Here is a 26,599-nt window from a genome sequence, read left to right as displayed (position 1 = left end):
GATGGGGAGGGGGACCGCGCGAAGCGTGGTGGAGGGGAATGGGGCACGACCTCCGAATTTCCCCTCCACCACTCGCTTCGCGAGCGGTCCCCCTCCCCACGCTGCGCGTAGGGAGGAATTTAATGTCGCCTAATGCCCATCCCCCAACATCCCAAATGTGCCCACGCGGCCCAAACACACCGCGCCCCAGCGAGAGGCCAGCACAAATCATCCCTCCCGCCGCACCTGCTCCCCGAACAGCAGCAGCGACCGGTCGGTCGGCAGCGCGGCCCAGATCTGGCGGGCGGCGGTGTCGATATCCATGACGCCGACGCCCTCTTCCATCTGCTTGCGCATTTGCGACGCGATGGGATAGTCGCTGTCGGCCATGGCCGCGACCTGCCGGGTGAGGGGCGTGTCGACGAAGCCCGGCCGCACCGCCGTGACCCAGATATTCCGCCTTTCCCGCATCGCCAGTTCCCGGCGCGCGACCCGCACCCACATTTCCAGCGCGGCCTTGCCCGCGCAATAGACGGTCTGGCCGATCGTCGGGGATCGCGCGGAGGAAGAAGACATCATGACCAGCCCGGCCTCTCCGGCAAAGCCGCTCTCCCTGACCGCCCGCAAAAACATCTCTCCCAGCCGCAACGGTGCGGCGACGTTCGCGGTGATGTCGCGGGCATAGTCGCCCGGCGGCACTTCGCCGACGAAGCCGGTCATGCCCTTCATATGCGCATTCTGGATGAAGATCGCGCGCGAACCCCGGAAATGCGCCAATGCCGCGGCGAAATGCGCGCCGACATCCTCCCAGCTCGCCGGGTCGGCCAAATCCAGAAAGACGCTTTCATAATCAGGATGCGGCCGTCGCGACAGATTGACGATGCGGGCGGCGGCGTGAGGCACATTGCGCGCCAGCCCCAATCCGATGCCTTCGGTGGCGCCGGAAATCCATATCAGACTATCGATTTCTCTATCTGCACTTTGCATGTATGATAAGCATCATGGGGTGCCTGCACTGTCAAACCGCTTGCCCGTACCATCGCATGGATGATGCTGCTTCCCGACCCGCTTGCACCCTATAGGCATGCAGGTCATGGAAACTGGCAATCACCGAACAGACAGCCGGAGCCGATCCGATGGAACTGCGCCTCGATCCCGATCTTGAAACCTTCCGGACGGAAGTGCGCGCCTTTATCGACAGCATATTGCCTGCCGACATGAAGGAGCGCCAACGCCGCAAGGTCGCCAATAATGCCGCCGTGCCCGACCTGCTGGAATGGATGCGCATCCTCCACGCCCATGGCCGGTCGGTGCCGCACTGGCCGCAGGAGCATGGCGGTTGCGGCTGGACGCCAATGCAACTCTTCATCTTCAACGAGGAACTGTACAAGGCGGACGCCCCCGAATTCGACTGGGGCGGCACGCATATGCTGGGGCCGGTGCTGTACACCTATGGCTCCGACTATCTGAAGGACAGGTTCCTGCCCATGATCCGCGAAGGCGCGACCATGTGGGCGCAGGGCTTTTCCGAACCGGGGTCGGGTTCCGACCTTGCCTCGCTGCGCACCTCCGCCGAACGGGTGGGCGATACATATATCGTCAACGGCCAGAAGATTTGGACCAGCGGCGCGGCCCATGCGGACTGGGGTTTCTTCCTTGTGCGCACCGACAAGACTGTGAAGCCGCAACGCGGCATCAGCTTCCTGATCATCAAGATGGACACGCCCGGCATCACCGTGCGCCAGATTCCGCAGATCAACGGCGAGGCGCATCTCTGCGAAGTGTTCCTGGACAATGTCGAGGTGCCCGCCGACCAGTTGATCGGCGAACCGGGCATGGGCTGGACCTACGCCAAATTCCTGCTGGAACATGAGCGCACCACATCCAGCTTCATCTATTGGAGCAAGCGCGAACTGGCCCGCGCCAAGGACATCGCCCTTGGGGAGAGGGTGGGCGGCCGCCGCGTCGCCGACGATCCCGCCTTCCGCGCCCGCTTCGCCAGGGCGGAGGCCGACCTGCTCGCGCTCGAATGGTCGGTGCTGCGCGTGCTGGCGCATGAGGAATTCGACGCGCCGGAGGCGGCGGCCGCCTCCGTACTGAAGATCAGGGGTTCGGAATTGCAACAGGAAGTCACCATGTTGCAGGTCGACGCCATGGGCGCCAAGTCGCTGCGCTTCTTCGACGCCGCGCCCGTTCCGCCCCCGGCGCCCACGGACGCATGGCCCGACTATGCGCCCGGCCGCACCACGGTGGCGCTGATCAACCGCGCGGCGACCATCTATGGCGGGTCGAAGCAGATTCAAAAGAATATTCTGGCCAAGCTCGCCTTCGGCATTTGACGGGAAGACAGGGACAATGGATTTCGCGAAGTCCGACATTCAGGCGATGCTTCTGGACAGCGCCGAGCGGCTGCTGTCGGAAAATGCCGACGTCGAATATTGGCGGCACCAGCGGTCGAGCGCGCTGGGCTTTGACGAAGCGCGCTGGGCGCAGTTCGCGGAACTGGGCTGGCTCGCCCTTCCGGTGCCGGAGGCCGCTGGCGGTCTGGACGGCACGATAGAGGATATCGCGCTGCTGAACATCGCATTGGGCAGGGCGCTGGCGACCGAACCCTATGTCAGCACCGTCGTGCTGGCCGATCATGTGCTCAAGCAGGCGGCGGACGAAGCAGGCTCACTGGAATTGCTGGGCCAGATTGCGGGCGGCACGCTGCGCATCGCGCTCGCGCATCAGGAAAATGGCGCGCATCCGCTCGATGTCGAGGCGGGCGGCACGCTCGCGCGTCCTTCGGCGGGCGGCTATATGCTGTCGGGCGCGAAGATCATGGCGCTCGACGCCCCCAGCGCGGGGCAGTTGATCGTCTCCGCCCGCATGGAGGGGGAGGAAGGCACGGGCCTGTTCCTCGTGCCCGCCGACGCGCCCGGCCTTTCCGTCGAATCCTATGCCCTGATCGACGGCACCCGCGCTTCCGACATCGTCCTTGCCGACGTGGCGCTTCCTGCCGGGGCGTTGCTGGTCGGCGGCAATCGTGGCGCGGCCGTGCTGCGGGAGGCGATCGACCGCGCTTCGATCGCGCTGATGGCGCAGGCGGTGGGGGCGATGGAGGCCGCGAACAAGATTTGCGGCGCCTATGTGCAGGAACGCAAGCAGTTCGGCGCCGCCATCGGTTCCTTCCAGGCGATCCAGCACATCATGGCCGATAATTTCGTCGCCGCGCATCAGGCGCGCTCGATGCTCTACCACGCGCTGGCCAATGCCGATCAGGATCAGGCGACCCGCTCGGCGGCGCTTTCCGCCGCGCGGCTCGTCATCGGGGAGGCGGGGCAGACCGTTTCGCGCAACGGCATTCAGGTCCATGGCGGCTACGGCCTGACCGACGAATATGCGATCGGCCATTATTTCCGCCGCCTGATGTGCATCGAAAAGCAATATGGCGACCTGATCCAGCATGGCGAGCGGTTCGGGGACAGCATCTTCGGTTAGAAGTCATCCGCAAAGGGCGCACCCCTTGCGGATGGCTTCGCCCTGTGTCTTTGTGGCGCGATGACGGGAAGGGCCAGGACCGAGGAAGGCGAACGCGGCATGGATGCATGCCGCGCCGCACTCGAAGCGCATTATGCGGTGCATCGCACCATTCCATCCATGGCGGGCCTCGCCCGGCTGTGGGACTATGCCAGTAAATCCTCGGCATCCCGCCGTGTCGATCAACTGATCGAGGCGGGCGTGCTGCTCTGGTCGGCGGACCGGCGGCTCGCGCCCGGCCCCGCCTTCCGCATTCTGCCCGACCCGCAGGCGCAGGCCAGTCAGCCGGATACCAGCCAGCCGGATCTTGGCCCGCAAGATCCCGATCCGCTTCAGGCAGCGCTGGCCGCCTGGGCGACGGATTATGACCCGGTGCTGGTCCGCTCCTATTCCGTCACCACGCGCCTGCTGCGCCTCGCCCGCAGCATGGAGCGGCACATGACGCAGTCCGCCGCGAAGGAGGGACTGACGTCGGGCGACGTGCTCCTGCTCGACGCCCTGTACCGCGTGGGGCCACCCCATCGCATCGCGCCCACGGCGCTCAAACATTATTTCCTGATGTCGCTGGCGGGCGTCGCCAAGCGGGTCGACCGGCTGGAGGCGCTGGGCTTCATCCGCCGCGTCCCCAATCCCGACGACCGGCGCGGCCTGTTCATCGAACTGACGGAGGCGGGGCGGTTTGTCCTCGCCCGGCTGGTGGCCGACGACCGCGCCGCGCCGCACATCGTCTGGCCGACCGCGCTCAGCGAACAGCAATATCACGCGATGATAGAGTCGCTGACCATCGCCGAAGCGCTGGTCGCCGACGCAGATGAGAACGATCGTTCTATCTCTACAGCCGCCGAAACATAGTATATTTGACTTTCTCTCCCAAATCCGCTTTCAAGATAGAAATCTTGGTGAATTAAATAAAGCGGGAGAGAAAATCATGCGCAGCCGGTCGGAAAAGGCGGGGAACGTCGCTGACCTTTCATCCGGAATCGATGCCGCCGCGCTCATCCGCACGTCGCAGATGGTCGCGGGCAATTTCGATCCGATCGATCCGGCCCTTGCCGGTCGGGTCGAACGGTTCGTGGCCTGGCTGAACGAACAGCCCCCGCTGCGCCCGGAGCAGAAGGCGGATGTCGAATTGCAACTGCGCAAGCTGCTCTCGACGCGCCTGCGCCTCGCCGCCGACCGCCAGCGCATCCCAGCCATCGCCGAAGAAAAGATAGAGCGGCCCATTTTCGTCATCGGCTTCGGCCGCACCGGCACCACGCTCACCCATTCGCTGCTGGCCGAAGACCCCGGCGTGCGCGCGCCGCTCTGGTGGCACACCCATTCACCCAGCCCCCCGCCCGGAGAGGTTCCCGCCACGCCGGAGCGGATCGAATTCACGGCCAGGGAACTGGACGAGATGCTGATGCGCGCCCCCGGCCTGCTGACCCTGCACCCCTATTGGGACAAGCGCGGACATTGCCCGATCGAATGCGAGGAAATCTTCACCCTCGACTTCCAGAACGCCTATCCGTCGCTGCTCTACAAGCTGCCCGCGCTGGCGATGATCCTGGACGCCAGCAATATCGCGGACGCCTATCGCTTCCACCGCGAATTTCTCCAGCAGTTGCAATGGCGGCAGCCGACCAAACATTGGGTGGTGAAGGGCATCTACCATCAGTTCGCGCTGGACGCCCTGTTCGAAGCCTATCCCGACGCGCTGTGCATCTGGACGCATCGCGACCCGGTTCAGGTCCACCCCTCGATCATGGCGATCACGGCGGTCCTTTATGGCGGCATCACCAACTGGCAGATGGATTTCCAGTCGCTCGGCCCTGCCTTTGTCGAAAGCATCGCCGCGTCGGTGTCCGAAGCGATGGAAAGCCCGCTGGTCGACGATCCGCGCATCTTCCATGTCGATTTCCACGACCTCACCCGCGATCCGGTGGACGTCATCCGCCGCGCCTATGGCCACTGGCGGCTCGACTACACGCCCGAATTCGAAGCGCGGATGCGGACATGGTTGGCCGATCCCGGCAACGCCTCCAACCGCTATGGCCGCTACGACTATGCGCTGGAGCCTTTCGGCCTGACCCGCGACATGATCGAAAAGGCGTTCGAGGGATATTCGCGCCGTTTCAAGCTCGGCCGGTTCGCCTGATGACGGCCAACCCGATCGCCACTGCGGATCAATTCGCCGCCGAAGCGGAAGTCCGCGCCATGTGGGATGATCCCGCGACCAAAGCGGCCCGCGACCATTGCGCGCAACTCTGGCGCGTCGGCCATGGCAGTGACGTGCCGCCTCAGGTGGAACCCCTGTTCGACGCGGCGATGGACGCATGGATCGGCAATTACCTGTTCAAGGCGGCGGCCCGCGACCCGGTTCGCCCCCGTTTCGTGCGCAATTTCATGCCCGCCCATAGCTGGAACGGCGCCGCCGTGCCCGATGCGCGCATGGGCGGCGACAATCCCGACAATTGCTATCGCCTCGCGGGCATCGCCCATGGGGGCCGCTACCGCATCTCCGGCCGGGTGGTCGATGTCTGCCCCGCCCATGTCTCCTTCACGCTGGTCGAAAACTGGGGCACGTCGATGACCGTGCAGACGGTCGAACTGCCCGGCATCGACGTGGCGCAAGACGGCAGCTTCACCATCACCATCGACGACCGGCCCGCCAACGGACGGCGGAACCATATGACGACCAATCCGCGCGTCAAATTCCTGTTCGTGCGGGACTCGATGATGGATTGGGAAAGGGAAACGCCCCTCGCGCTGGAGATCGAACGGATCGACGCGACCGGCGCCCAGCCCCTGTCGTTTGAGGAACGGCTGGACGAAGCCCTGCGCCGCGCCCGCGAAGACGTGCCGCTCTATTACTGGTTCTTCCGCCTTTCGGCCGCCCGCGCCGTCAACAGCATGCCGCAACCCATGCGCACGGCCAGCGTCGGCGGCCTCGTCACGCAGGCCAGCAGCATCGGGCGGCTTCGGCTGGAGGATGATCAGGCGGCGATCATCCGCTTCGATCCTGCGGGCGCGGCCTATAACAGCCTGCAACTGGCGATGTGGTGGTATCGTTCGGTGGATGCGCATCTCCTGCAAAGCGGCCTTTCCGCCGCGCAGGCGGTGCGCGACGGCGACGGTTTGGTCACCACGGTCGTTTCGGCGTGCGATCCGGGCGTCGCCAATTGGGTGCAGACCGACGGCCTGCGCGACCTGTTGCCGATGATCCGCTGGCAGGGACTGCCCGAAAAGCAACAGGGCAGGGGGCCGATCCACTGGCTCGACATCGTGCCGCTCGACCGGATCGCCGCGCACCTGCCCGATGGCGTTGCGCGCATGGACCCGCAACAGCGTCAGGCGCAACTCGCCGCCCGCCGCGCCGCATGGTCCCGCAGAACCGCGATTTGATCGAAAATATCCGCCCGCCCGGACAAAAGCATCCGAAGGAAATTCGCGGGACGTAGCGGCACGGGAAGGGAAGGGCATCTTCAACCGGCTGGAAAATGACCGGAAAAAAGCGCGGCTGGACTGTGGCATGAAATCAACGGGCCGCGAAAATCATCATGTGCATTTTACGCGCTTGCAAGATCGCGTATCTGATGATGCATAACATCCGCTACTCAAGGGTTTGGCACGGGCGGAAATGACGTTAGCTGACGGTCATTCATTCGCCGGCCGCAGAGCAGAGCCTATTGGCCGGTCCCATATAGTCCTTGAGAGGATGCAATGACCTATCGACACTATCTTGCCGCTACTTGCGCGGCTCTGTTCGTATCCGCACCCGCCGTAGCTCAGGATGAAGCGCGTCCGCAGGCCGAAAGCGTGTCGAGCGGCGATATTGTGGTTACCGCCCGCCGCCGCGACGAAGCGCTTCAGGATGTGCCGATTTCCGTCTCCGCCATTTCGGGCGAACAGCTTTCGCGTTCGGGCGTGACCGACGTTCAGGGCCTGCAATATCGCACGCCGTCACTGTCGATCACCAGCGCGCAGAGCCAGCGCAACACCGTCGCCTTCTCGCTGCGCGGCCAGCGCACGCAGGAAACGCAGCTTTTCACCGACCCCCCGGTCGGCACCTATTTCGCCGAAGTGGTGCAGCCGCGCCCCTATGGCTTCGGCAACAGCCTTTACGACCTTGAATCGGTTCAGGTTCTGAAGGGCGTTCAGGGCACGCTGTTCGGCCGCAACATGACCGGCGGCGCGGTGCTGGTGGAACCGGCCCATCCCAAGCTGGGCGAATTTGCGGGCGAAGTGCGCGGCCAGTACGGCAATTACGACATGCACGATCTGTTCGGCATGGTGAACGTGCCCGTCGGCGATAGCGTCGCCCTTCGCTTCGCGGGCAAGACCCGCGAGCGTGACGGCTGGGCGCGCGACATCGGTAGCGGCCTGCGCCTCGACAACCAGAATTACGACACGTTCCGCGTGTCGGCGCTGGTTTCGCCGGGCAACGGCATTGAATCGCTGACCGTGTTCGACTGGTTCAAGTCGCGGGAAAACGGCACGGCGTCCTTCCTGACGTCGATCAAATATCCCTCGGCTCTGTCCCGCTACGCCAACCTTGCCGATATTCCGGGCCAGTTCGCCGAAGCGCAGCAGCTTTTCCGCACGCGCCGCTTCACGCTCAATTCGGGGTCGGGCAATGGCAGCAATCTCGACGTCTTCGGCCTTCCGCGTGAAAGCATCAAGAACTGGGGCATCACCAACAAGACGACCTGGGATCTGGCCGACAACCTGACGCTGAAGAATATCTTCGGTTATCGCAAGGAACGCCGCGACACGATTCAGGACTATGACGGTATTCAGGCATTCCTGATCGCCCCGTACCAGTTCGCGCGTTCGCGCAACATTTCCGAAGAATTGCAGCTTCAGGCGAAGATGTTCGAAAACCGGCTCGACCTGATCGTCGGCGGCTATTATTTCGAGGAAAAGGGTCTTGACGGCTCGCTGGCCAACACGCTGCCCCAATTGAATATCCTGGGGGCAGGCATGGACCCTGCCACGACCGACGCTTCGCTGTTCGCCACCAGCAATCCGGGCGAAGGCTATTCGCGCACGGCGGCGGCCTTTGTCGCTGGCACCTTCAAGGTTACGGATCAACTGAGCCTGTCGGGCGGCCTGCGCTACAATTATGACAAGCGCAAGATCACCGTTTCGCCTTCGCGGCCCAACCTGCCCAATTCCGATGGCACCATCGGCAGTTGCTCCTTCAACCCGACCGTTCCGACGGGCTTTGCAAGCACCGTCAGGCAGACCGGGCCTTGCGCCTTCACCAACAGCAAGTCGTTCAAGGAATGGACCTACGACGCGACCATTCAATATGAACCGTCGCCGGAAATCACGACCTATGCCTCCTATCGCCACGGCTTCCGGGCGGGCGGCTTTTCGACCCGCGCAACCGACATTGTCACGCTGTCGCCCTTCCTGCCGGAATTCGTGGACGAATATGAAATCGGCCTGAAGACCAACCACCGGCTGGGCGCGGGTCGCCTGACCACCAGCACCGCCCTGTTCCGTCAGGACGGCAGCGACGTGCAGAAGCAGCGCGCGACCTTCGTCGACGGCAATGTCTTCACCATCGTCGACAACACCGCCAAGCAGCGCAATGTCGGCGGCGAGTTCGAGGCGAATTTCAGCACCGACAGCTTCTCGCTGGCGGCCTTCTATTCCTATACGAAGGTCGACATCCGGGCCGGCCGGGTCACGCTGAACGGCCTTACCGAGTTCGAACAGCGCGGCGTTCCCAAGCATCAGCTTGGCGCCACGGCGACCATTTCGCCGCCGGTCAGCGAAGATCTGGGCCAGCTCAACTTCGTCATGAACTATACCTGGCGCAGCAAGATCTATCTCGACGATTTCGAGATTGAGGGCGTTCAACCGGCCTATTCGCTGATCAACCTGCGCGCCGAACTCAACAATGTCGGCGGATCGCGCGCTTCGGTCGCGGCCTTCGTCAACAATGCGCTAAACGAAACCTACCGCATCGGCGTGCTGGGTCTCATCGCCGAAGGTCTGGGCTTCCAGAACAGCGTCTATGGCGAACCCCGCACCTATGGCGTGGAACTCAGCTTCAAATTCTGATCGCCGGTTAGGGCTGAAAAGCATCAAGGGGGCGCAGACTTTTGCGCCCCCTTTTTCTTGCGCGCCGCCCTCTGCCATGTTGCGCGGAAAGGATGCTGGAGAGAATGATGAGTGAGGCTTATCCCGCCGATGCGCTGCCCCTGCCATTGACGCCGGAGCAGATCGACAGCGCATGGCTGACCCGCGCCTTGCGTCAGCGGCTACCCGGCATAACCGTGCGGGACTCGCGGGTGATCGACGTCATTCTGGGCACGTCGACCAAGATTCGCGTCCGCCTCGCCGTGGAGGGGGAGGGCGCCGAGCAGGTCGGCGAAACCCTGATCGTGAAGGGCGGATTTGAGGAGCACAGCCCGAAAATGGCGGCGATGTACGCCAATGAAACGCGCTTCTACGCCGATATCCAGCCGCTCATCCCCATGCCGTCGCCCCGCGCTTATTTCGCCGGAACCGATCCCCATTCGCACCAGTCCATCGTCATCATGGAGGATTTGAAGCGTCCCGGCGTCGATTTCTGCGACGCCCTGCGCCCGCATCGTTTCGACCAGATCGCGCGCCGCATGGAAACCATGGCCGCCTATCATGCCGCGACCTGGGCTTCGCCGCATTTCCAGCCCGGCGGCCGCTGGTCCGACATTGCCAGCCGGTTCGACGGCTGGGGGCTGGACTATATGCGCCGTTATCTCGTGCCGGATGTCTGGTCCCATTATATGGCGTTGCCGCGCGGCGCGGCCGTCTCCACCCGGCTGCACGACCGCGAGTGGATGGAACGCGCGCTGATGACGATAGGGGAAATTCAGCGCGCCCAGCCCCGCTGCCTGATCCACGGCGACACCCATCTGGGCAACCTCTACATATTGGAGGACGGCACGCCCGGCTATTTCGACGCGCAGGTGGCGCAGACCGCCTGGCATCATGAAATATCCTACCACATCGTCTGCGCCGCCGATCTGGCCGACCGCGCCGCATGGGAGCGCGACCTGCTGCGCCTATATCTCGACGCGCTGGAGCGGGAAGGCGGCCCCGTTCTGGACCGGGAAGCCGCTTGGCTCGACTATAGGCGATCCATCCTCTGGGGCCTGTTCATCTTCCTGACCAATGAGGTCCGCTTCCAGACCGAAGCGGTCAATACCGCCTATGCCGCCCGCTTCGGCCGGGCGGCGCTGGACCACGACCTGCATCTCCTATTGCCCTAGGGCAAATAGGAGATGCACAGCGCGTTCATATCGCCAAGTCATTCATGAACTTGTCGATTCCGGCATTCAGCTTGTCGACCAGCGCCCGATCCGAAAGCTCCACGAAATAGCCAAGCTGCTCCACCGTATCGAGGTGGATCACCGCCGCATCGCCATTGGGCATTTTCGCCCCCCAACTCTCGAACACGCATTCGACGCCGTCGGGCCGCTGCGAAAGATCGTCGACCGCATAGCCCAGATGAAAAATGCCTTCGCCGCGCGTTTCCAGCCACTCCCTGGCATTTCCCTGGCCGACCACCGGTTCGATCATCTCCAGATAGACGTCGCCCCATCTGGTAAAGGCGTTCTTATTGGCGAAGCGCCCCCGCCAATCGCGATAGCGCCCTTCATAATCGGTATCCAGCCGCCAGAAAGGCCCAAGGCCCAGCAGATTGCGATAATGCGCCATCCCCGCCTCTATGTCGCGCACCACGACGCCGATCTGATAGAAGTCGCCCGTAAATTGCATGGCCATCCTCCTTTCCCTTTTCGATCCCCCGATCAGCCGTCGGAACGGGCCCTCAACTGATCGCGCAGCAGGAATTTCTGAATCTTGCCCAGCGGCGTGCGCGGGAAATCATCGACCAGGAACAGGTGGCGCGGCACCTTGTAATTCGCCATCTGCTCGCGGCTCCAGCCGGTCAGTTCGGCCAGCGTCAGCGTCGCGCCGTCCTTCGGGATCACGCAGGCGGCGCAGACTTCGCCCATGCGCTCGTCGGGCCAGCCTATAATGCACACATCCGCGATGGCGGGATGTTTGCGCAGGATATTCTCGATCTCTGCGGGATAGGCGTTGAACCCGCCGACGATGACGACGTCCTTCAACCGGTCGAGAATGCGCAGCGTGCCGTCCTCGCCAATGCACCCGACATCGCCGCTGTGAAGCCAGCCATCCGCATCGATCGTCGCCGCCGTCTGCTCCGGTTCCTCGAAATAGCCCTGCATCACCACCGGTCCGCGAATCAGCAACTCGCCGCTTTCTCCGTGCGGCAGAGGATGGCCATCCGCGTCAACGATGCGCAGTTCGACGCCGGGCAAAGGCTTGCCCACCGTCTTTGCAATCGTTTCGAAGCTGGCGTCCGGATAGTTGACCGTGGCCAGCGCCGTGCATTCGGTCTGGCCGAAGCTGGTCAGGAACAGATCGAATCCAAAGACTTCCCGCCCGGCCCGGATCAGATCGACGGGAACATTGGATGCGCCGGTATGCCCGACCCGCAGCGAAGAGAGGTCGAACGTCCCAAAGCGCGGATGTTCCATCAGCGACAGGAAGATGGTCGGCGGCCCCATCAGCACGCTGATCTTCTCGCGCTCGATCAGGCCAAGCAGCGCCTCCGCATCGAACGTCGCCAGCGGATAAACGGTGATCCCCGCCACCAGCGCGGAAATCCAGCCGGACCGATAGCCGAAACTGTGGAAGAAGGGATTGACGATGGCCATGCGGTCACCGGCGCGCAGATCGTTGGATTCGTTCCAGATGGCGGGCATCCACAGCGCCTGCCCATGACTGTGCATCGCGCCCTTCGGCTGACCGGTGGTGCCGCTGGTGAAAAGAATATCGGCGATGGTTTGCGGCGTTACGCCCGCCACCCGCGCCGTCAGTTCGGCCTCGTCCGCCTGCCTGCGCTGGAACAGGGCAAAGTCCGGCCCATCCAGCGTCACGATATGGCTCAACCCCGGCAGATCGCGGACTGGTCCGGCATCGCCTGCGCCGCTGCCCGCCTGCACCAGCATGGCGGCATAGTCGTTGCCCAGAAACCCCGACACGGTGAACAGGATTTTCGCCCGCGTCTTCGCCAATATGTAGAGCGCTTCCCCGCCCTTGAAGCGGGTGTTGATGGGCACCATGATCGCGCCGATGCTTTCCACCGCGGCGGCTGCGATCATCCATTCCGGGCTGTTGGGCGCCCAGATCGCCACCCGGTCCCCATGATCGACGCCATGGGCGATCAGGGCGCGGGCAAGATCGTCCACCCGCTCCTTGAATTGGGCGAAGCTGATCGTCGCCCCATCCTCCCCGATGATGAAGGGCGTGCTGCCATAGCGCGCCGCGACATGCGCGATGACCTGCGGCAATATATGGTCCAGCGTCTTCGGCAGATCGGAAAAATGGGGATTCGCCATAGTCGTCGCGCCGGTCACAAAAGTCCCTTTTCCTCGGCCGTCTGCACATCCGGGGACACGCCCGCCTCCCGCATGGCTTCGATCACCGCCGTCGTGGCGGAGGCTATGCAGGGAAAGCCGACATAGGGTGTAAGCTGTACCAGCAATCCTTCCAGCTCCTGCGCCGTCAGGCCGTTGGCGATGCCGATCTTGACGTGATTCTTCAGTTCCAGCGGCTGCCGCATCGCGATCAGCGCGGATATGACAGCCATGCTCTTTTCCCTGGGCGCCAGGCCCTGATGCTGCCAGGCATCATGAAAAGCCCAGCTTGCCGCCATGCGCGGGATTGGCGATCCGAAACGGTCAGCCGTGCAGGCCGCGCGAAAGGCATTGCCGAACCCTTCGCCCATGATGCCGCTGATGAATTCGACGCCCGATTCCTGCTTCTCGTCCAACTCAGCCATCCGCTGCCTCCATCCGTTATGATTGCCCGGCCTATGGGTGGTGGCGTGCCCGCGTCAACAACGCTGCGGCCGCTATCGGAAGGTAGCACATACTGATCGGTCATCTGATGGCGTCTGCATCCCATCGCCTATGTGATCGCAGAGGCGGGCCGATATTCGCGACATGCGGCCATGTCTATATGGGTTTCAAACACTGGATGTCCGAGTTGATGGCGGCGTGATCCAGATCATACCGAATAGCGTCATGGTTTTGGGGAAGGAACAATATGTCTGGACAAATCGATACCGCGGAGACTTCGCCCGTGTACTCCGGACCGATCTTCGATGCCGATACCCATTTCTGGGAAACGGACGAAGCGTGGACCAGATATCTGCCCAAAGACGCAGCCGAACGCTATGGCATTACCTTCAAAACCGGGCCTGACGGCGACTTCGCCATGTATGTGGGGCCGCGCAAGGTGGAAATCAGCGCCGACCATCTCTTCGAGGATGGCCGCGTTCCCGCCCCCGGCAAGCTGCATGAATGGCTGCGCGCCATGAAGGAGGGCAAGGCCGAGATCGACATGCACGTGCCCAAAACTCCGGCGATGGTGGAACCGCAGGAACGGGTGAAGCTGCTTGATGCCTGGGATGTGCGTTCGTCCATCCTCTTTATCGGCAACATGATCACGGCCATCAGTTTCCTGGACGACCCGCGCTATGCCTATCCGGTGTTGAACGCCTACAACAATTGGATGTACGACCAGTGGAAGTATAATTATAACGACCGCATCTATTCATGCCCCATCATGACCCTCGACAATGTCGAGGAGGCCTGCAAGGCGCTGAAAGAGGTGATCGCCAAGGGCGCGAAGCTCATCCTGATGCCGATGGGCCCCTATAATGGGAAGGCGCCCGCGCATCCCGATCATGATCCTTTCTGGGCGATCGCCAATGAAGCGGGCATCCGCGTCGTATTCCATGTGTCCGAAGCCATTTACATGAAGGACCATATGGCGCTGTGGGGTGAGGGGATGCAGCAATCGCGCATCCGCCAGTCCGCCTTCGTATGGATGCACGGCTATTCCGAACGGCCGGTGATCGAGACGCTGTCGAGCTTCATCTTCTGGAACTTCTTCGAACGTTTTCCGAACGTGAAGCTGCTGTCGGCGGAAAATGGCGCCGAATGGGTGCCTTCCATGCTGGTGAAGATGGATAAATGCCGGGGCATTGCCAAGAACGGCTATTGGCCCGCCGGGCAATTGAAGGACCGGCCGAGCAATATCTTCGCCCGTCACGTGTCCGTCGTCGCCTATCCGGAGGATGACCTGAAATCCATCATCGATCAGGTCGGCAATGCCGATTGGGTGATGATGGGATCGGACTATCCCCATGCGGAGGGCGTGGAGGAGCCGCGCCTGTTCGCGGAAGAAGCATGCAGGGACCTGTCGGCGGCGGACGTCCGCAAGGTCATGTATGAAAACGGCATGCGCTTCATGGGACTGCCGGCCTGAGGCGATCCTTGCCTGCTCTATTCGCCGCCGCGTTTCAGCTTTCTGCTGAGGCGCGGCGGCCCGCTTCCAGCGTCGCGTTCAGAAGCCGCTCGAAATTCTGCTTCATCCGATCGAGCGGCGCGGCCAGCATGAGCGCGCCAAGCAGATCGCCATCAGGCCCGGAGACCGGCACGGCCAATGCCGCCGTGTCGCTCAGCATCTCGCCGAAGCTGGCGCAATAACCCCGCTCGCGGATTTCCACCAACGCGGCCCGAATGGCGTCGGGATCGGTTCGCGTATTTTCGGTCAGTTGCCGAAGCTGCGCGTGCGCCAGATAGTCTTCTGCCTGCTCGGTCGGGGCATAGGCCATCAATACGCGACCGGCGGCGCTGGCATAGAGCGGCGCACGCAGGCCCGCCTGCATCGCATATCGCACCGGCTGCGGGCTGTTGCTCGCTTCTGTGTAAATGGCCTGTCCGATTTCCCAGTCGGCAATGGCGAAACCCACGGATTCGCGGGTTTCAGCGGCGAGTTGCTTGACCTCGGCGCGGATCATTTCGGGCGCCGACCAGTGGCGCGTTATTCGACTGGCGAAGTGATAGGCGGCCGGGCCCAGACGATAGCGTCCTTCCTGGCATGACAGATAATGCATGTCGCACAGTCCGCGCAGCGTATCGATGAACGTGCTCTTCGGCACGGCCATGATGGCGCTGAGTTCGGTCAGGCTCATGCCGTCCTGCTTGCCCGCCAGCAACGCCAGCAGGTCGAGTACGCGCGTGATCGCTTTCGGTCCTCTGGTGCGGCTTTCCGCAAGTGTCGCCTGCTGCATCGTCCCCCGCTTACTTCAATTATCATTTCGATGCGAGATGCATAGATGTTCGAAATTTCGAACGCAATTCGAAAAACCGTTGGACATTATATTTGTGATGGAGTACGAAAATTCGTGCAGCGGATGCGATCCATGCATTCGCGGGAGGAAGAGGAAAGCAAATGGCTACCAGCGCATCCCGGACCATCAAATCCGCGCATCGAGTGCTGGAGATCCTGGAATATTTCGATCAGGATCGCCGCGTTGCCACCGTCATGGAAATGTCGCGGACGTTGAACTATCCGCAATCCAGCACGTCCGAACTGCTCCGCTGTCTGACGCGGCTCGGCTATCTCCACTATAATCGCGTCCGGCGCACCTATAGCCCGACGGCGCGCGTGGCCCTGCTGGGCGCCTGGGTGAAGCCCTCGCTGTTCCGTGGCGGGCCGGTGCTCTCCGCGATTGACGAGATCGCTAAGCTGACCGGCGAAACGGTTCTGTTGTCGACCAGCTCCAACTATGTGTTGCAGCATCTGCACGTCATCCACGGCAATAATGAAAGCGCGCTTGACGCGCATGCAGGCGATCAACTGTCCATATTGCACAGCACGCAGGGCCGTCTGCTGCTTTCGAGCTATCGCAACGAAGGCATCCGTTCGGCGGTTCACCGCCTGAATGCGGAGGAGGCGGACCTGTCGCGGCATGTCCGCGTGGCTGAACTCCTGTCCGAATTCGCCGTGCTGCGCGAGAAGGGCTGGGCCATCGATCAGGATCGGGACGGAGTCGGCTGTGTCGCCGTGATGCTGCCCGTCGGCCGGAATATGGACCGGCTGAGCGTCAGCGTCATCGCCCAGCCTGCGGTGATCGCTGAACGCGGTCAGGAAATATTGGACCTGCTGCTCAGCCGCAAGGTTCAGATTGCCGATCTGCACCAGGAAGAAGACGGCGTCGAACATGACAGCAGCAATGTCGTGAAAATGCCCGAGACGATCAAGATCGCCAGCTACCGCCGCCATTTCGCCTGACCGCAAGGCTGGCTTTGGCGTGAATTGCGCGGTCCTGCCCGGTGAAAAGGGCCATGTCCGTCTCGCGGATGCGCCGGTGCCTTCATCGCCCAGCGGGGATGAGGTGCTGGTGCGCATGGCCTATGCGCCCATCAACCCGGCCGATCTTCTGGCGATCGATGGCCGATATTCTTTCGATCTTTCGCATGACCAGCCCCTGGGCGCAGAGGGTGCCGGGTGGGTGGAGGCGGTAGGAGACGCCGTTGCCGATCTGCGGCCCGGCGATCTGGTGATGCCGCTCAGCCGGGGCAATTGGTGCGCGCAGCGTCTTCTGCCTCGCGCTCATCTGATGGCGCTGCCTGCCGGTTTTGATCCGGTGCAGGCAGCCATGCTGCGCATCAATCCTCCCACCGCGCATCTGCTTCTGCGCCATTCCAGCGTCCGTCCGGGCGACGCGCTGATCCAGAATGGCGCAGGATCGGTCGTGGCGCATTGGGTTCGCACTTTCGCCGCGCGGATGGACATCAGGATTATCGATGTCGTGCGAAGGCCGCATTCAGCGATGTCCCATGCGTTGCTGGACGGCGATGGTCTGGCTGAACGCGCGCGGGCTGCATCGGGTGGTCGGCCGATCCGCGCAGCGCTCGATTGCGTGGCGGGCACGGCAACCGGGCGGCTTGCAAGCTGCCTGGCGCCGGGCGGCCGGTTGATGCTGTTCGGCCATTTGTCGGGGGAGCCGATTCAGGTCCGTTCGCAATTGTTGACCGGCGGGGGCCTGTCGATTGCCGGTTTCAGCCTGCGCCCTGCCGAAGCGGCGCTGGGGGCCGAGGGGCTGCATGCGATGTTCGGGGAACTTGCCGAATCCTATGCCGCCGATCCGCCGTCCCTGCCGGTGCGCGCCATCGTCCCGCTCTCCCGCGTAGAGGAGGGGATCGCGCTTGCCCGCGTCGGCGGGAGCGGTCGCGTCCTCTTCGATCTGACGCAATGATATCGGGCATGTGAAGCCCTTTGTCCCGCCGTTGACTTGGAGGCGTGATCGCTGCTGGGGAAGGGGATATTATATGGGAACAGCGCGATGAAACTGGACTTTACGCCTGAGGAAACGGCCTTCCGCGATGAGGTGCGCAGCTTCCTCAAGGATGCCCTGCCCGAAGATCTGCGGCGCAAGATGATCAACCGCGATCATCTGACCAAGGAGGATACGGTGCGGTGGCAACGCATCCTCAACGCGCGCGGCTGGGCCGTCACGCATTGGCCCGTCGAATATGGCGGTCAGGCGTGGACCCCGGCGCAACGCTATATTTTTCAGGAGGAAATGGCGCTGGCCCATGCGCCGGAGGGTTCTCCGTTCAACGTCAACATGATCGGCCCGGTGCTGTGCAAATTTGGCACCCCGGCGCAAAAGGAACGGTTTCTTGCCGCGACCGCCAATATCGACATCTGGTGGTGTCAGGGCTTTTCCGAACCCGGTGCCGGTTCCGACCTTGCCAGCCTGAAGACGACGGCGGTTCGCGCCACGGATGCCGACGGCGATCATTATGTCCTGAACGGCCAGAAGATCTGGACGACGCAGGCTCAGCATGCCGACTGGATGTTCGGCCTGTTCAGGACCGACAACAGCGGCAAGAAGCAGCAGGGCATCACCTTCCTGCTGCTGGACATGCAAACGCCCGGCATTACTGTCCGCCCGATCGAGACGATCGACGGCGAGCATGACGCCAATGAAGTCTTTTTCGACGATGTGCGCATCCCGGTGGAAAATGTCATTGGCGAGGAAGGCCGGGGCTGGGACGTCGCCAAGCATCTGCTGGGCAGCGAACGCAGCGGCATCGCCCGCATCGGGCTTTCCAAGGAGCGTTTGTCGCAACTGCGCGCGCTCGAAACCCGTCTGGCGCGGGACGGCACCCTTGGCGAGGAAGAACAGCGCCGCCTTGCCCACAAACTGGCCGAGGTGGAGGTGGAATTGCGGGCGCTGGAACTGACCCAGTTGCGCGTCGTCGCGGCCGACGCCCATGGCGGCGGGGCCAATGCCGCCGCGTCCATCCTGAAGGTCAAGGGCACGGAAATGCAGCAGCGCATGACGGAGCTGGTGACCGAACTGGCGGGACCGGCTGGCCTGGCCATGCCCGACCATGATCATGCGCCGAACGATCCGGACGATGGCTGGGTCCACGCAGCCGCTCCTTTCTATTTCACAATGCGCAAGGTGTCGATTTTCGGTGGATCCAATGAGGTCCAGAAGAACATCATCGCCAAGACCATGCTGGGACTTTGACGAGCCATGGATTTCGACCTGAACGACGAACAGAAGATGCTGCAGGAAACCGTCACGCGGTTCGTGGCGGAAACCTATGACTTCCAGAAGCGCGAACATGCGCTCAAGACGCCCGATGGCTGGAGCCGGGAGGCTTATGCCGGTCTTGCCGAAATGGGGCTGCTCGCTCTGCCTTTCGCGGAAGAGGATGGCGGTTTCGGCGGCGGTGGCGTGGAGATGATGATCGTCATGGAGGCGCTTGGGCGTGGTCTGATGGTCGAACCCTATTTCGCGACCGTGGTGCTGGCGGGCGGCGTGCTGCGTCACGGCGCTTCGGAGCGGCAACGCGCCGACATCGTTCCGGCCATCGCCGCAGGGGATCGCATTCTGGCGTTGGCCCATAATGAGCAGGGCCTGCCCCGTCACACGCTGGCGGCGCGCACGACCGCATCGGCGACGGGCGACGGCTGGACGCTGGATGGTTGCAAGATCGCGGTCCTGCACGGGCAGAGCGCCGACACATTCATCGTCAGCGCGATGACGCCAGAGGGGCTTTCGCTCTTCCTGGTCGATGCGGGGGCGGATGGGGTGACGGTTGAGGGCAAGCGCGGCTATGACGGCGTGCCGGTCGCCACGGTCGCACTTGCAGGCGTCAATGTCCCGAACGAAGCGCTGATCGGCTCGACGGGGCAGGGGGAGGGCATCCTGTCCCCCGTGTTCGAAGAAGCGACCGCCGCGCTGGTGGCCGAAGCTGTGGGCGCCATGGCGGAAACGTTCGACGTGACCGTCGACTATCTCAAGACCCGCCAGCAATTCGGCGTCGCCATCGGTAGTTTCCAGGCGCTCCAGCACCGTACCGTTGAAATGCTGATGCAGTTGGAACTGTCGCGCAGCATGTCGATCCTCGCGGCGCTGTCGCTCGACATCGATGCCGATCAACGGAGCCGCAACATCTCCGCCGCCAAGGCGCAGATCGGCAAATCGGGCCGCATCATCGGTCAGGAAGCGGTGCAGATGCACGGCGCCATCGGCATCACCGCTGAATATAAGGTCGGCCATGCCTTCAAGCGGCTGACGGCGATCGACGCGCTGCTGGGCGACCGCGACTGGCACCTTGCCCGTCTGGTGGAAAAGCGCGGCGTCTATTCCGCCGCTGCCTGAAGCGGATTGCCGATAGGGTTAAAAAAGGGGCCATCTCTTTGAGACGGCCCCTTTTTTCTTATCAGGCGAGCGGGGAGACGTTCCCCAACTCTCCTTATCCCTCTGCGGCCTTGCGCAACATGACGGCGCGGTCGCCGTCGCGCACCACGACCAGTCGCATCCCCGGCTTCATATAATTGACGAAGTCGTCAAAGCTCTCACGTACACCCGGATTAATCGGCCGCAAATAGCTGTCCTCGTCTATATTTAATGTGATCTCTCCGACCCGGTCCGCATCCACGGTTACGGTCGTCGGCGTGAAAGACTTCACCGTCGCGGCGACGGCGCTGGGATTGGCGGCGGACTGAACACGCGAGTCGAAGGAAATGCGGAGCCGGTCGCTATTATTGGCCAGACCGCAATGCGGCGTGCACGGATGCACGATCAGCACGTCGCCCGGCATATAATCGGTCGTGGCCCAGCTTTCCGCGGGAATCACGTCGTTGGGGATAGGAAAGGGATTGGGCTTTCCCACATTATGGAAATAGCCGCGCTTGTTCTGGCCCACCGCCAGCGCCAGCCCGCCCATGTCGCGGGTGCAGGGGGTCAGCGACACCCAGACCGGGCGATAGTCCTGGATTCCGGGGCTGTAAAAGCCATCCTGATGCACGGTGCCCAGCTTGCTCTGCGGCGGATAGGTCCGATATTGCACGATCGGGACGGAGCAGGCAGGCTCGCCCAGAATCTTTTCCATCACCGACTGGTTGGCCGGGTCTTCGATCAGCCGCCCGGCGATTCCGGCATAGAGGTCGCTTTCCTCCATGCCCCCGACCGAAGGCTTGCCCGTCCACTTTCCGGTCGGATCGCCCGGCTCGACCAGCCCCATCTGCGCCGCGACCGCCAGCATTTCGTCCCGTGCGCGCGCGACGCTGCCTTGATCGAACACGCCGCGCAGCAGGATATAGCCCTTATCCTCATAGAAGCGATTGAGTGCCTCCGGGTCGTCCAGCAGATGGTTGCAGCTTTCCAGTTCGCCCGCCGCGACGACATCCTGCACATGCAGGTCCGGGGCATCAGGGCGATTGATCACATCTACGCTCATCTCTTGGTTCCTCTCCACTCAGACCGGTCAACCCTGCGGGCGCCGGGACGGGGCCATATTATCATGGCCGGGATCATGAGGATCGGATAGTTTCCGTCGACTTTCGGACTCTATTGCTCATCGCCGGACGCAAGCAGCTTCAGCATCTGCATCAGCTTATCATCCTGCCAGGCGGCGATTTCGGCAACGCTTCGTCCGGCGGCAGCTTCCTTCATCTGCTCGACCAGCATCGCCTGCAAGGCCGGGTCGGCCAGCGGTGGATCGGTCATGGTCGCCCAGCGCTTGACGATGCCCGGCCCGAACTTCGGCAGAAATTCGGCCAGGCCACCCGCGCCGCCCGATGTATGGAAGGTGGTGAACTGACCCTGGATCGCCCATTTGAGCGCGAAGCTATGTTTCATAGCCTTGTCGATGTCACCGACGCTGGCATAGCCCTCCGCAACCAGTCGGACGGCTTCCCGGAACATGGCGGCGGTCAGCCGGTTGCCGATATGGCCGAATATCTCGCGTTTCAGCCGGATCGGCTGTTTGCCCATCGCCCTATAGAGCGCGAAGGCGGTGTCGACGGCTTGCCCGGCAGTCAGTTCGCCGCCGCCCACTTCGACCAGCGGGATCAGGTGCACCGGATTGAACGGATGACCCAGCACGAAGCGGTCGGCGTGCGCAAGCCCGGCTTGCAATTCGGTGATGGGCAGGCTTGACGTGCTGCTGGCTACCAGCACATCCGCAGGCGTCAGCCGGTCGAGTTCGGCGAACAGCGCCTGCTTGACGTCGGTGCGTTCGGGTGTGCTTTCCTGCACGAAATCCGCGCCGGCCAGCGCGTCGGCCACTATGTCGTGCATCGAAAAGCGCGAAGGCCAGTCATCGTCGGCCCTGGCCAAACCCAGTTCGACCATCTGGTCCCACGCGCCCGCGACATGGGCGCGGGTACGCTCCCCGGCGCCGGGCATGGGATCATGCAGGCGCACGGCCCGGCCGCTGCCCAGAAAGGCGGCGACCCAGCCATTGCCGATCACGCCGCCGCCGATCGCGGCGACGGTGCTTATGCTGTCCGCGTCGCGATAGGCGGCCATGGCGATCAATATCCCTTGAAGACCGGCTTTTCCTTGTTGGCGAAGGCGGTGGTCGCCTCCTTGTAATCCTGCGTCAGCATCGTCATCGCTTCATAGGCGATGGACAGTTCGCCGGTCAGGTTCACCTGATCGCGGATGCACTTGTTGACCGCAGCCTTGGACCAGCGGACCGCCCACATCGGCTGCCCGGCGATCTCGCGCGCGATCTTCAGCGCTTCCTCCAGCACCTGCTCCTTGGGGAAAGCATAGTTGACCAGGCCGATTTCCTCGGCCTTCTTGCCGTTCAACAGCTTGCCGCGCATCAGATATTCCTTGGCCTTCTGCGGCCCGACCAGCAGCGGCCACATCACCGATCCGCCATCGCCCGTCACCAGTCCGACGCGCACATGGGTATCGCCCAGCTTCGCGTCCTCAGCGACGATGCTCATGTCGCAGAAGGCGAACAGCGACGTGCCAAGGCCGATCGCGTCGCCATTGACCGCCGCGATGATCGGCTGCGGCGTCATCAATATCTGGTCCCAGATGCGCAGCGTGTTGATCGGCACGCGCAGCGCGTATTTCAAGCCATATTCGGTCTGCGCACGCTCGGCCATCAACTTGATGTCGCCCCCGGCGGAGAAGGCCTTGCCCGCGCCGGTCAGCACGATCACCTTGATACGCTCGTCCCGCGCCAGCTTCAGCCAGATATCCTCCAACTGCCAGTGATTGTGCGGCCCCACCGCGTTCAGCTTGTCGGGCGCGTTCATCGTGACGGTGGCGACGCCATCCTCGGCGATTTCGACCTTGAAGAAGTCGAACTCGCTATAATCGATGTCACGCAAAAATTCGTTGTCGCTCATAATCGTCTCCGGAAAATCCCTGTAATATTCTCTGTTTCGTTCAGGCCGCGGCGCGGCTTTTCTGCCATTCGGCGAAGCTCTGGCCCTTCTCCGCCAATTCCGTCAGCAGGGCGGCGGGTTGCAGCGACGGATCGTCCGGCGTTTCGGCAGCCATTTCGCGCAGCTTGGCGACGATCTTCGCCAGGCCGGTTTCATCCGCATGGAACATGGGTCCGCCCAGATGCCGGGGCCAGCCATAGCCGTTGATCCACACCAGATCGACGTCGGACGCACGCAGCGCGATTCCTTCCTCCAGGATGCGCGCCCCTTCGTTGATCAGGGGGAACAGCAGCCGTTGCACCATCTCCTCCTCCGCAATGTCGCGACGGACGATGCCCATCTTCTCCGATGTCGCGATGATCAGCGCTTCCGTCTCCGGGTTGGGATGGGGCGTGCGGTCGCCCGGTTCGTAGCGATAATAGCCCGCGCCCGTCTTCTGGCCAAGCCGCCCGCTTTCCACGATGGCGTCGGCGATGGGGAAGGGGGTGCCACGGCGCTTGCGGATCGAATAGCCGATATCCAGGCCCGACATGTCGTTCGTCGTCAGCGGTCCCATCGGGAAGCCCAGATTGGTGAGCGCGGCGTCCACCTGCTGCGGGAAGGCGCCCTGCTGCAACAGCCTTTCGGCCTGGGCGGATCGCTTGGCGACCATGCGGTTGCCGATGAAACCGTCGCAATTGCCCGACCAGACCGACACTTTGCCGATAGCCTTGCCCACCGCCATCGCGGTCAGGATCGCATCGGGGCTGCTGTGCTTCGCGACCACGACCTCCAGCAGCTTCATGACATTGGCGGGGGAGAAGAAATGCATGCCCACGAAATCTTCCGGCCGTTCCAGCACAGATGCGATTTCATCGACGTCCAGCGCCGACGTGTTGGAGGCGAGGATCGTCCCGGGCTTCACCCGCTTTTCAAGATCGGAGAAAATCTCCTTCTTGACGTCCATATCCTCGAACACTGCTTCGATCACGATGTCGGCATCGGCGGCCGCGGCGCGGTCGGTGGCGCCGGTGATGAGCGCGAGGCGTTCGTCCATCTGCGCCTGGGTAATCGACCCTCGCTTGAGCGATGTGGCGTAATTGCCCTTTACGCGATCCAGGCCGCGATCCAGCGCGTCCTGCGTCGTGTCGATCACGGTGACGGCTATGCCCGCCCCGGCAAAGCACATGGCGATGCCGCCGCCCATGGTGCCCGCGCCGATGATCGCGGCTTTCTTCACGGGCCGCGCCTTAGCGGTTTCGGGCAGGCCGGGAATACGGGCGGCCTCCCGCTCGGCGAAGAAGAGGTGGCGCAGCGCGCGCGATTGGCTGCCCGCCATCAATTCACGATTGGCGACGGCGTCGACCGCCATCGCCTCGTCCAGCTCCATGGTGAAGGACCGGCGGATCGAATCGATATTGGCCTGCGGCGCAAGCTGGCCCTTGCTGCGCGCCGTCAGCTTCTTTGCCAGCGCGTCGAAGGCCGACGGATCGGTGCGGGTCGCTGCCAGCTTTTCATCGCGATCGCGCACCGGCACGGCGGGGATTTTCTCGTCGATCACCCGGCGGGCAAAGGCCGCGCCGATAACGGCCGGATCGCCATCCTCGACGGCATCGACAATGCCCAGTTCCAGCGCCTGCTTCGCCCCGACCGGCTTGCCGGACAGTACATGTTCCAGCGCCTTTTCCGGACCGATCAGGCGCGGCAGCCGCTGCGTGCCGCCGCCGCCAGCGAACAGGCCCAGGTTGATTTCGGGCAGCCCGACCTTGGCTGAAGGAATCGCCACGCGGAAAGCGCAGCCCAGCGCGGTCTCCAGCCCGCCGCCCAGTGCGGTGCCATGGATGGCGGCGACCACGGGCTTGGTCGAATTTTCCAGCGCGGCGATGACGTCCTGCAAGGTGGGCGACAGGCGCGGCTTGCCGAATTCGGTGATATCGGCGCCCGCGAAGAAGGTGCGGCCCGCGCAGTAAAGCACGATCGCCTTCACGGCCGGATCAGCGTCCAGTTCCTCCAGCGCGCCGACCAGCCCCTGCCGCACGGCGATACCCAGCGCGTTCACGGGCGGATTGTCGCTGATGATGAAGCCGATATCGCCTTCGATGCGGGTAGAGATCTTTTCGTTGATCTGGGTCATGGCTGTATCGTGGTGCCCTGTTTTGAAATGGGGTCTGAAACGTACCGCCACAAGCTATTCGCAGGTCATAACTGTCAAGCAGAGGGCACGGGGGCGGGCGATGCATCGTGAATGTGAAGGATGATCCCTGCAATCTTCGCATCGTGATCATCCCCGATTAGGTCGATGATAGCAGTTTATCCGCGGCCTATATGCGCCGCCCTATGGGAAGCGATCGATGCAGTTCGACTTGAATGAAGAGCAGACCATGTTCCGCGACGCGGTAGCCGCCTTCGCACAGCGCCATCTGGCCGCCGGCGCGCTGGAGCGGGCGCATAGCGACGATTATCCGTGGGAAGTGGCCCGGATGATGGCCGAACAGGGCCTGATCGGCATCACCGTGCCGGAGGATAAGGGCGGACTGGGCGGAAGCCTGATGGACGCCGTGATCGCGATCGAGACCATCGCGTCTATATGCCCCCGCTCGGCAGACGTCGTCCAGGCTGGCAATTTCGGGGCGATCCGTACCTTCGCCCAGTTCGCGACGGATGCCCAGAAGGAACAATATCTGGCGCCGCTGTTGCGTGGCGAAGGTCTGATTTCCGTCGCCATGACGGAACCGAACGCCGGTTCCGCCGTGACCGAACTGACCACCACGGCGGTGGAGGATGGCGACGGCTACCGCATCACCGGCCAGAAGATCTTCACGACGCATGGCACCCATGCGACCGTGTTTCTGGTCTATGTCCGCTTTGGACCGGGCACCGGCAATATCGGATCGGTGTTGATCGAACGCGGCCAGGAAGGTTTCAGCTTCGGCAAGCCGATCCGCTTTCTGTCGGGCGAGGAATGGAATCCGCTGTTCTTCGACAATGTCTATGTGCCGAAGGACAAGGTGCTGCTGGGTCCGGGCGGCTTTAAGAAGCAGATGTCCGGCTTCAATGTGGAACGCATCGGCAACACGGCGCGCAGTCTGGCGCTGGGCCGCTATGCCTTCAATGCCGCGGTCGAACATGCCAAGACGCGCAGGCAGTTCGGCAAGGCGCTGTGCGAATTCCAGGGGCTGCAGTGGAAGTTCGCGGAAATGAAGCTGAAACTGGATGCGGCGCAGTTGCTGCTGTATCGTGCGGCGACGAACGCGGATGCGGGCCTGCCCTCGCCGGATGAAACCGCCATTGCCAAGGTCGCATGCAATCGCGCCGGTTTCGACTGCGCCAATGAGGCGATCCAGATCATGGGCGGCGCGGGCTATAGCCAGGACAGCCTCGTCGAATATTGCCTGCGCCGCACGCGAGGGTGGATGATTGCGGGAGGCGCGATAGAAGTGCTGCTCAACCGCATCGCGGAAGGCGTATTCGACATGCGTTTCCCCCAGGGACCGGCAAAGGGCTGACCGGCCAAAAGCTGAAGCATCCCGCCAAGGAG

At 63.0% G+C, this 26,599-nt stretch carries 22 protein-coding genes; 13 read left to right on the top strand and 9 right to left on the bottom strand.

What is annotated here, in order from left to right:
* Positions 1 to 207: 207 nt before the first annotated feature.
* Positions 208 to 966 carry an SDR family NAD(P)-dependent oxidoreductase gene (locus tag BV95_RS12500; protein ID WP_037452185.1) on the bottom strand — a complete coding sequence of 253 codons (759 nt, stop codon included), beginning with the start codon at positions 964 to 966 and terminating at the stop codon, positions 208 to 210.
* A gap of 149 nt (positions 967 to 1,115) precedes the next feature.
* Here BV95_RS12500 and BV95_RS12495 point away from each other — a divergent pair, with 149 nt between their 5' ends.
* From BV95_RS12495 to BV95_RS12465, 7 genes are all read left to right on the top strand, one after another.
* Entirely contained in the window at positions 1,116 to 2,318 is a 1,203-nt protein-coding gene (locus BV95_RS12495) for an acyl-CoA dehydrogenase family protein (RefSeq protein WP_037452182.1), read from the top strand.
* 16 nt (positions 2,319 to 2,334) lie between these two features.
* The gene (locus BV95_RS12490) at positions 2,335 to 3,462 is read left to right on the top strand and encodes an acyl-CoA dehydrogenase family protein (RefSeq protein ID WP_037452179.1); all 1,128 of its coding nucleotides are present in this window, start codon (positions 2,335 to 2,337) and stop codon (positions 3,460 to 3,462) included.
* A gap of 99 nt (positions 3,463 to 3,561) precedes the next feature.
* Positions 3,562 to 4,353 carry a MarR family winged helix-turn-helix transcriptional regulator gene (locus tag BV95_RS12485; protein ID WP_037452241.1) on the top strand — a complete coding sequence of 264 codons (792 nt, stop codon included), beginning with the start codon at positions 3,562 to 3,564 and terminating at the stop codon, positions 4,351 to 4,353.
* Positions 4,354 to 4,429: 76 nt separating this feature from the next.
* On the top strand, positions 4,430 to 5,638 hold the full coding sequence (locus BV95_RS12480) for a sulfotransferase family protein (protein WP_037452176.1): 1,209 nt from the start codon (positions 4,430 to 4,432) through the stop codon (positions 5,636 to 5,638).
* On the top strand, positions 5,638 to 6,885 hold the full coding sequence (locus BV95_RS12475) for a hypothetical protein (RefSeq protein WP_037452172.1): 1,248 nt from the start codon (positions 5,638 to 5,640) through the stop codon (positions 6,883 to 6,885). The genes BV95_RS12480 and BV95_RS12475 overlap by 1 nt, the downstream gene beginning before the upstream one ends.
* A 318-nt stretch (positions 6,886 to 7,203) precedes the next feature.
* Positions 7,204 to 9,555, top strand: coding sequence for a TonB-dependent receptor (locus BV95_RS12470; RefSeq protein ID WP_037452170.1), 2,352 nt, complete (start codon positions 7,204 to 7,206; stop codon positions 9,553 to 9,555).
* 107 nt (positions 9,556 to 9,662) lie between these two features.
* Entirely contained in the window at positions 9,663 to 10,748 is a 1,086-nt protein-coding gene (locus BV95_RS12465; RefSeq protein WP_037452239.1) for a phosphotransferase family protein, read from the top strand.
* 25 nt (positions 10,749 to 10,773) lie between these two features.
* On the opposite strand, the gene BV95_RS12460 is transcribed toward BV95_RS12465, so the two are convergent.
* The 3 genes from BV95_RS12460 to BV95_RS12450 are packed head-to-tail and all read right to left on the bottom strand — an operon-like array spanning position 10,774 to position 13,351.
* Complete coding sequence (locus BV95_RS12460; RefSeq protein WP_037452236.1) at positions 10,774 to 11,256, bottom strand: VOC family protein; 483 nt, start codon at positions 11,254 to 11,256, stop codon at positions 10,774 to 10,776.
* Positions 11,257 to 11,288: 32 nt separating this feature from the next.
* Positions 11,289 to 12,908 carry an AMP-binding protein gene (locus BV95_RS12455; RefSeq protein ID WP_051749761.1) on the bottom strand — a complete coding sequence of 540 codons (1,620 nt, stop codon included), beginning with the start codon at positions 12,906 to 12,908 and terminating at the stop codon, positions 11,289 to 11,291.
* A 14-nt stretch (positions 12,909 to 12,922) separates the two neighbouring features.
* Positions 12,923 to 13,351 carry a carboxymuconolactone decarboxylase family protein gene (locus BV95_RS12450; protein ID WP_037452167.1) on the bottom strand — a complete coding sequence of 143 codons (429 nt, stop codon included), beginning with the start codon at positions 13,349 to 13,351 and terminating at the stop codon, positions 12,923 to 12,925.
* A gap of 266 nt (positions 13,352 to 13,617) precedes the next feature.
* On the opposite strand from BV95_RS12450, the gene BV95_RS12445 reads away from it, so the two are divergent.
* Positions 13,618 to 14,844: an amidohydrolase family protein gene (locus tag BV95_RS12445; protein WP_037452164.1), complete on the top strand. Its 1,227-nt coding sequence runs from the start codon at positions 13,618 to 13,620 to the stop codon at positions 14,842 to 14,844.
* Between the two features lie 34 nt (positions 14,845 to 14,878).
* On the opposite strand, the gene BV95_RS12440 is transcribed toward BV95_RS12445, so the two are convergent.
* Positions 14,879 to 15,652 (bottom strand): IclR family transcriptional regulator, encoded by a 774-nt coding sequence (locus tag BV95_RS12440; RefSeq protein WP_037452161.1) that lies wholly within the window; start codon positions 15,650 to 15,652, stop codon positions 14,879 to 14,881.
* Between the two features lie 161 nt (positions 15,653 to 15,813).
* Between BV95_RS12440 and BV95_RS12435 the strand changes: the two genes are divergently transcribed.
* The 4 genes from BV95_RS12435 (at position 15,814) to BV95_RS12420 (ending at position 20,050) form a co-directional block, all read left to right on the top strand.
* Positions 15,814 to 16,656: an IclR family transcriptional regulator gene (locus tag BV95_RS12435; RefSeq protein WP_013849454.1), complete on the top strand. Its 843-nt coding sequence runs from the start codon at positions 15,814 to 15,816 to the stop codon at positions 16,654 to 16,656.
* 19 nt (positions 16,657 to 16,675) lie between these two features.
* The gene (locus BV95_RS12430) at positions 16,676 to 17,623 is read left to right on the top strand and encodes an MDR family NADPH-dependent oxidoreductase (RefSeq protein ID WP_037452157.1); all 948 of its coding nucleotides are present in this window, start codon (positions 16,676 to 16,678) and stop codon (positions 17,621 to 17,623) included.
* A gap of 87 nt (positions 17,624 to 17,710) precedes the next feature.
* A complete protein-coding gene (locus tag BV95_RS12425; protein WP_037452154.1) occupies positions 17,711 to 18,910 on the top strand; it encodes an acyl-CoA dehydrogenase family protein in 1,200 nt (399 codons plus the stop codon).
* 6 nt (positions 18,911 to 18,916) lie between these two features.
* Complete coding sequence (locus tag BV95_RS12420) at positions 18,917 to 20,050, top strand: acyl-CoA dehydrogenase family protein (protein WP_037452150.1); 1,134 nt, start codon at positions 18,917 to 18,919, stop codon at positions 20,048 to 20,050.
* Positions 20,051 to 20,144: 94 nt separating this feature from the next.
* On the opposite strand, the gene BV95_RS12415 is transcribed toward BV95_RS12420, so the two are convergent.
* The 4 genes from BV95_RS12415 to BV95_RS12400 form a co-directional block, all read right to left on the bottom strand.
* Positions 20,145 to 21,131 carry a phytanoyl-CoA dioxygenase family protein gene (locus tag BV95_RS12415; protein ID WP_037452147.1) on the bottom strand — a complete coding sequence of 329 codons (987 nt, stop codon included), beginning with the start codon at positions 21,129 to 21,131 and terminating at the stop codon, positions 20,145 to 20,147.
* Between the two features lie 110 nt (positions 21,132 to 21,241).
* Positions 21,242 to 22,204 carry a 3-hydroxyacyl-CoA dehydrogenase NAD-binding domain-containing protein gene (locus BV95_RS12410; protein ID WP_037452230.1) on the bottom strand — a complete coding sequence of 321 codons (963 nt, stop codon included), beginning with the start codon at positions 22,202 to 22,204 and terminating at the stop codon, positions 21,242 to 21,244.
* A gap of 5 nt (positions 22,205 to 22,209) precedes the next feature.
* Entirely contained in the window at positions 22,210 to 23,043 is an 834-nt protein-coding gene (locus BV95_RS12405; protein ID WP_037452144.1) for an enoyl-CoA hydratase/isomerase family protein, read from the bottom strand.
* A gap of 40 nt (positions 23,044 to 23,083) precedes the next feature.
* Positions 23,084 to 25,195 carry a 3-hydroxyacyl-CoA dehydrogenase NAD-binding domain-containing protein gene (locus BV95_RS12400; RefSeq protein WP_156028652.1) on the bottom strand — a complete coding sequence of 704 codons (2,112 nt, stop codon included), beginning with the start codon at positions 25,193 to 25,195 and terminating at the stop codon, positions 23,084 to 23,086.
* Positions 25,196 to 25,412: 217 nt separating this feature from the next.
* Here BV95_RS12400 and BV95_RS12395 point away from each other — a divergent pair, with 217 nt between their 5' ends.
* Positions 25,413 to 26,567: an acyl-CoA dehydrogenase family protein gene (locus BV95_RS12395; protein ID WP_037452141.1), complete on the top strand. Its 1,155-nt coding sequence runs from the start codon at positions 25,413 to 25,415 to the stop codon at positions 26,565 to 26,567.
* Positions 26,568 to 26,599: the final 32 nt, after the last annotated feature.

The organism is Sphingobium chlorophenolicum (assembly GCF_000722875.1).
Classification (GTDB): Bacteria; Pseudomonadota; Alphaproteobacteria; order Sphingomonadales; family Sphingomonadaceae; genus Sphingobium; species Sphingobium chlorophenolicum.
Note: the sequence above shows the minus strand (reverse complement) of the source record. Positions and strands in the feature narration are given on the sequence as shown.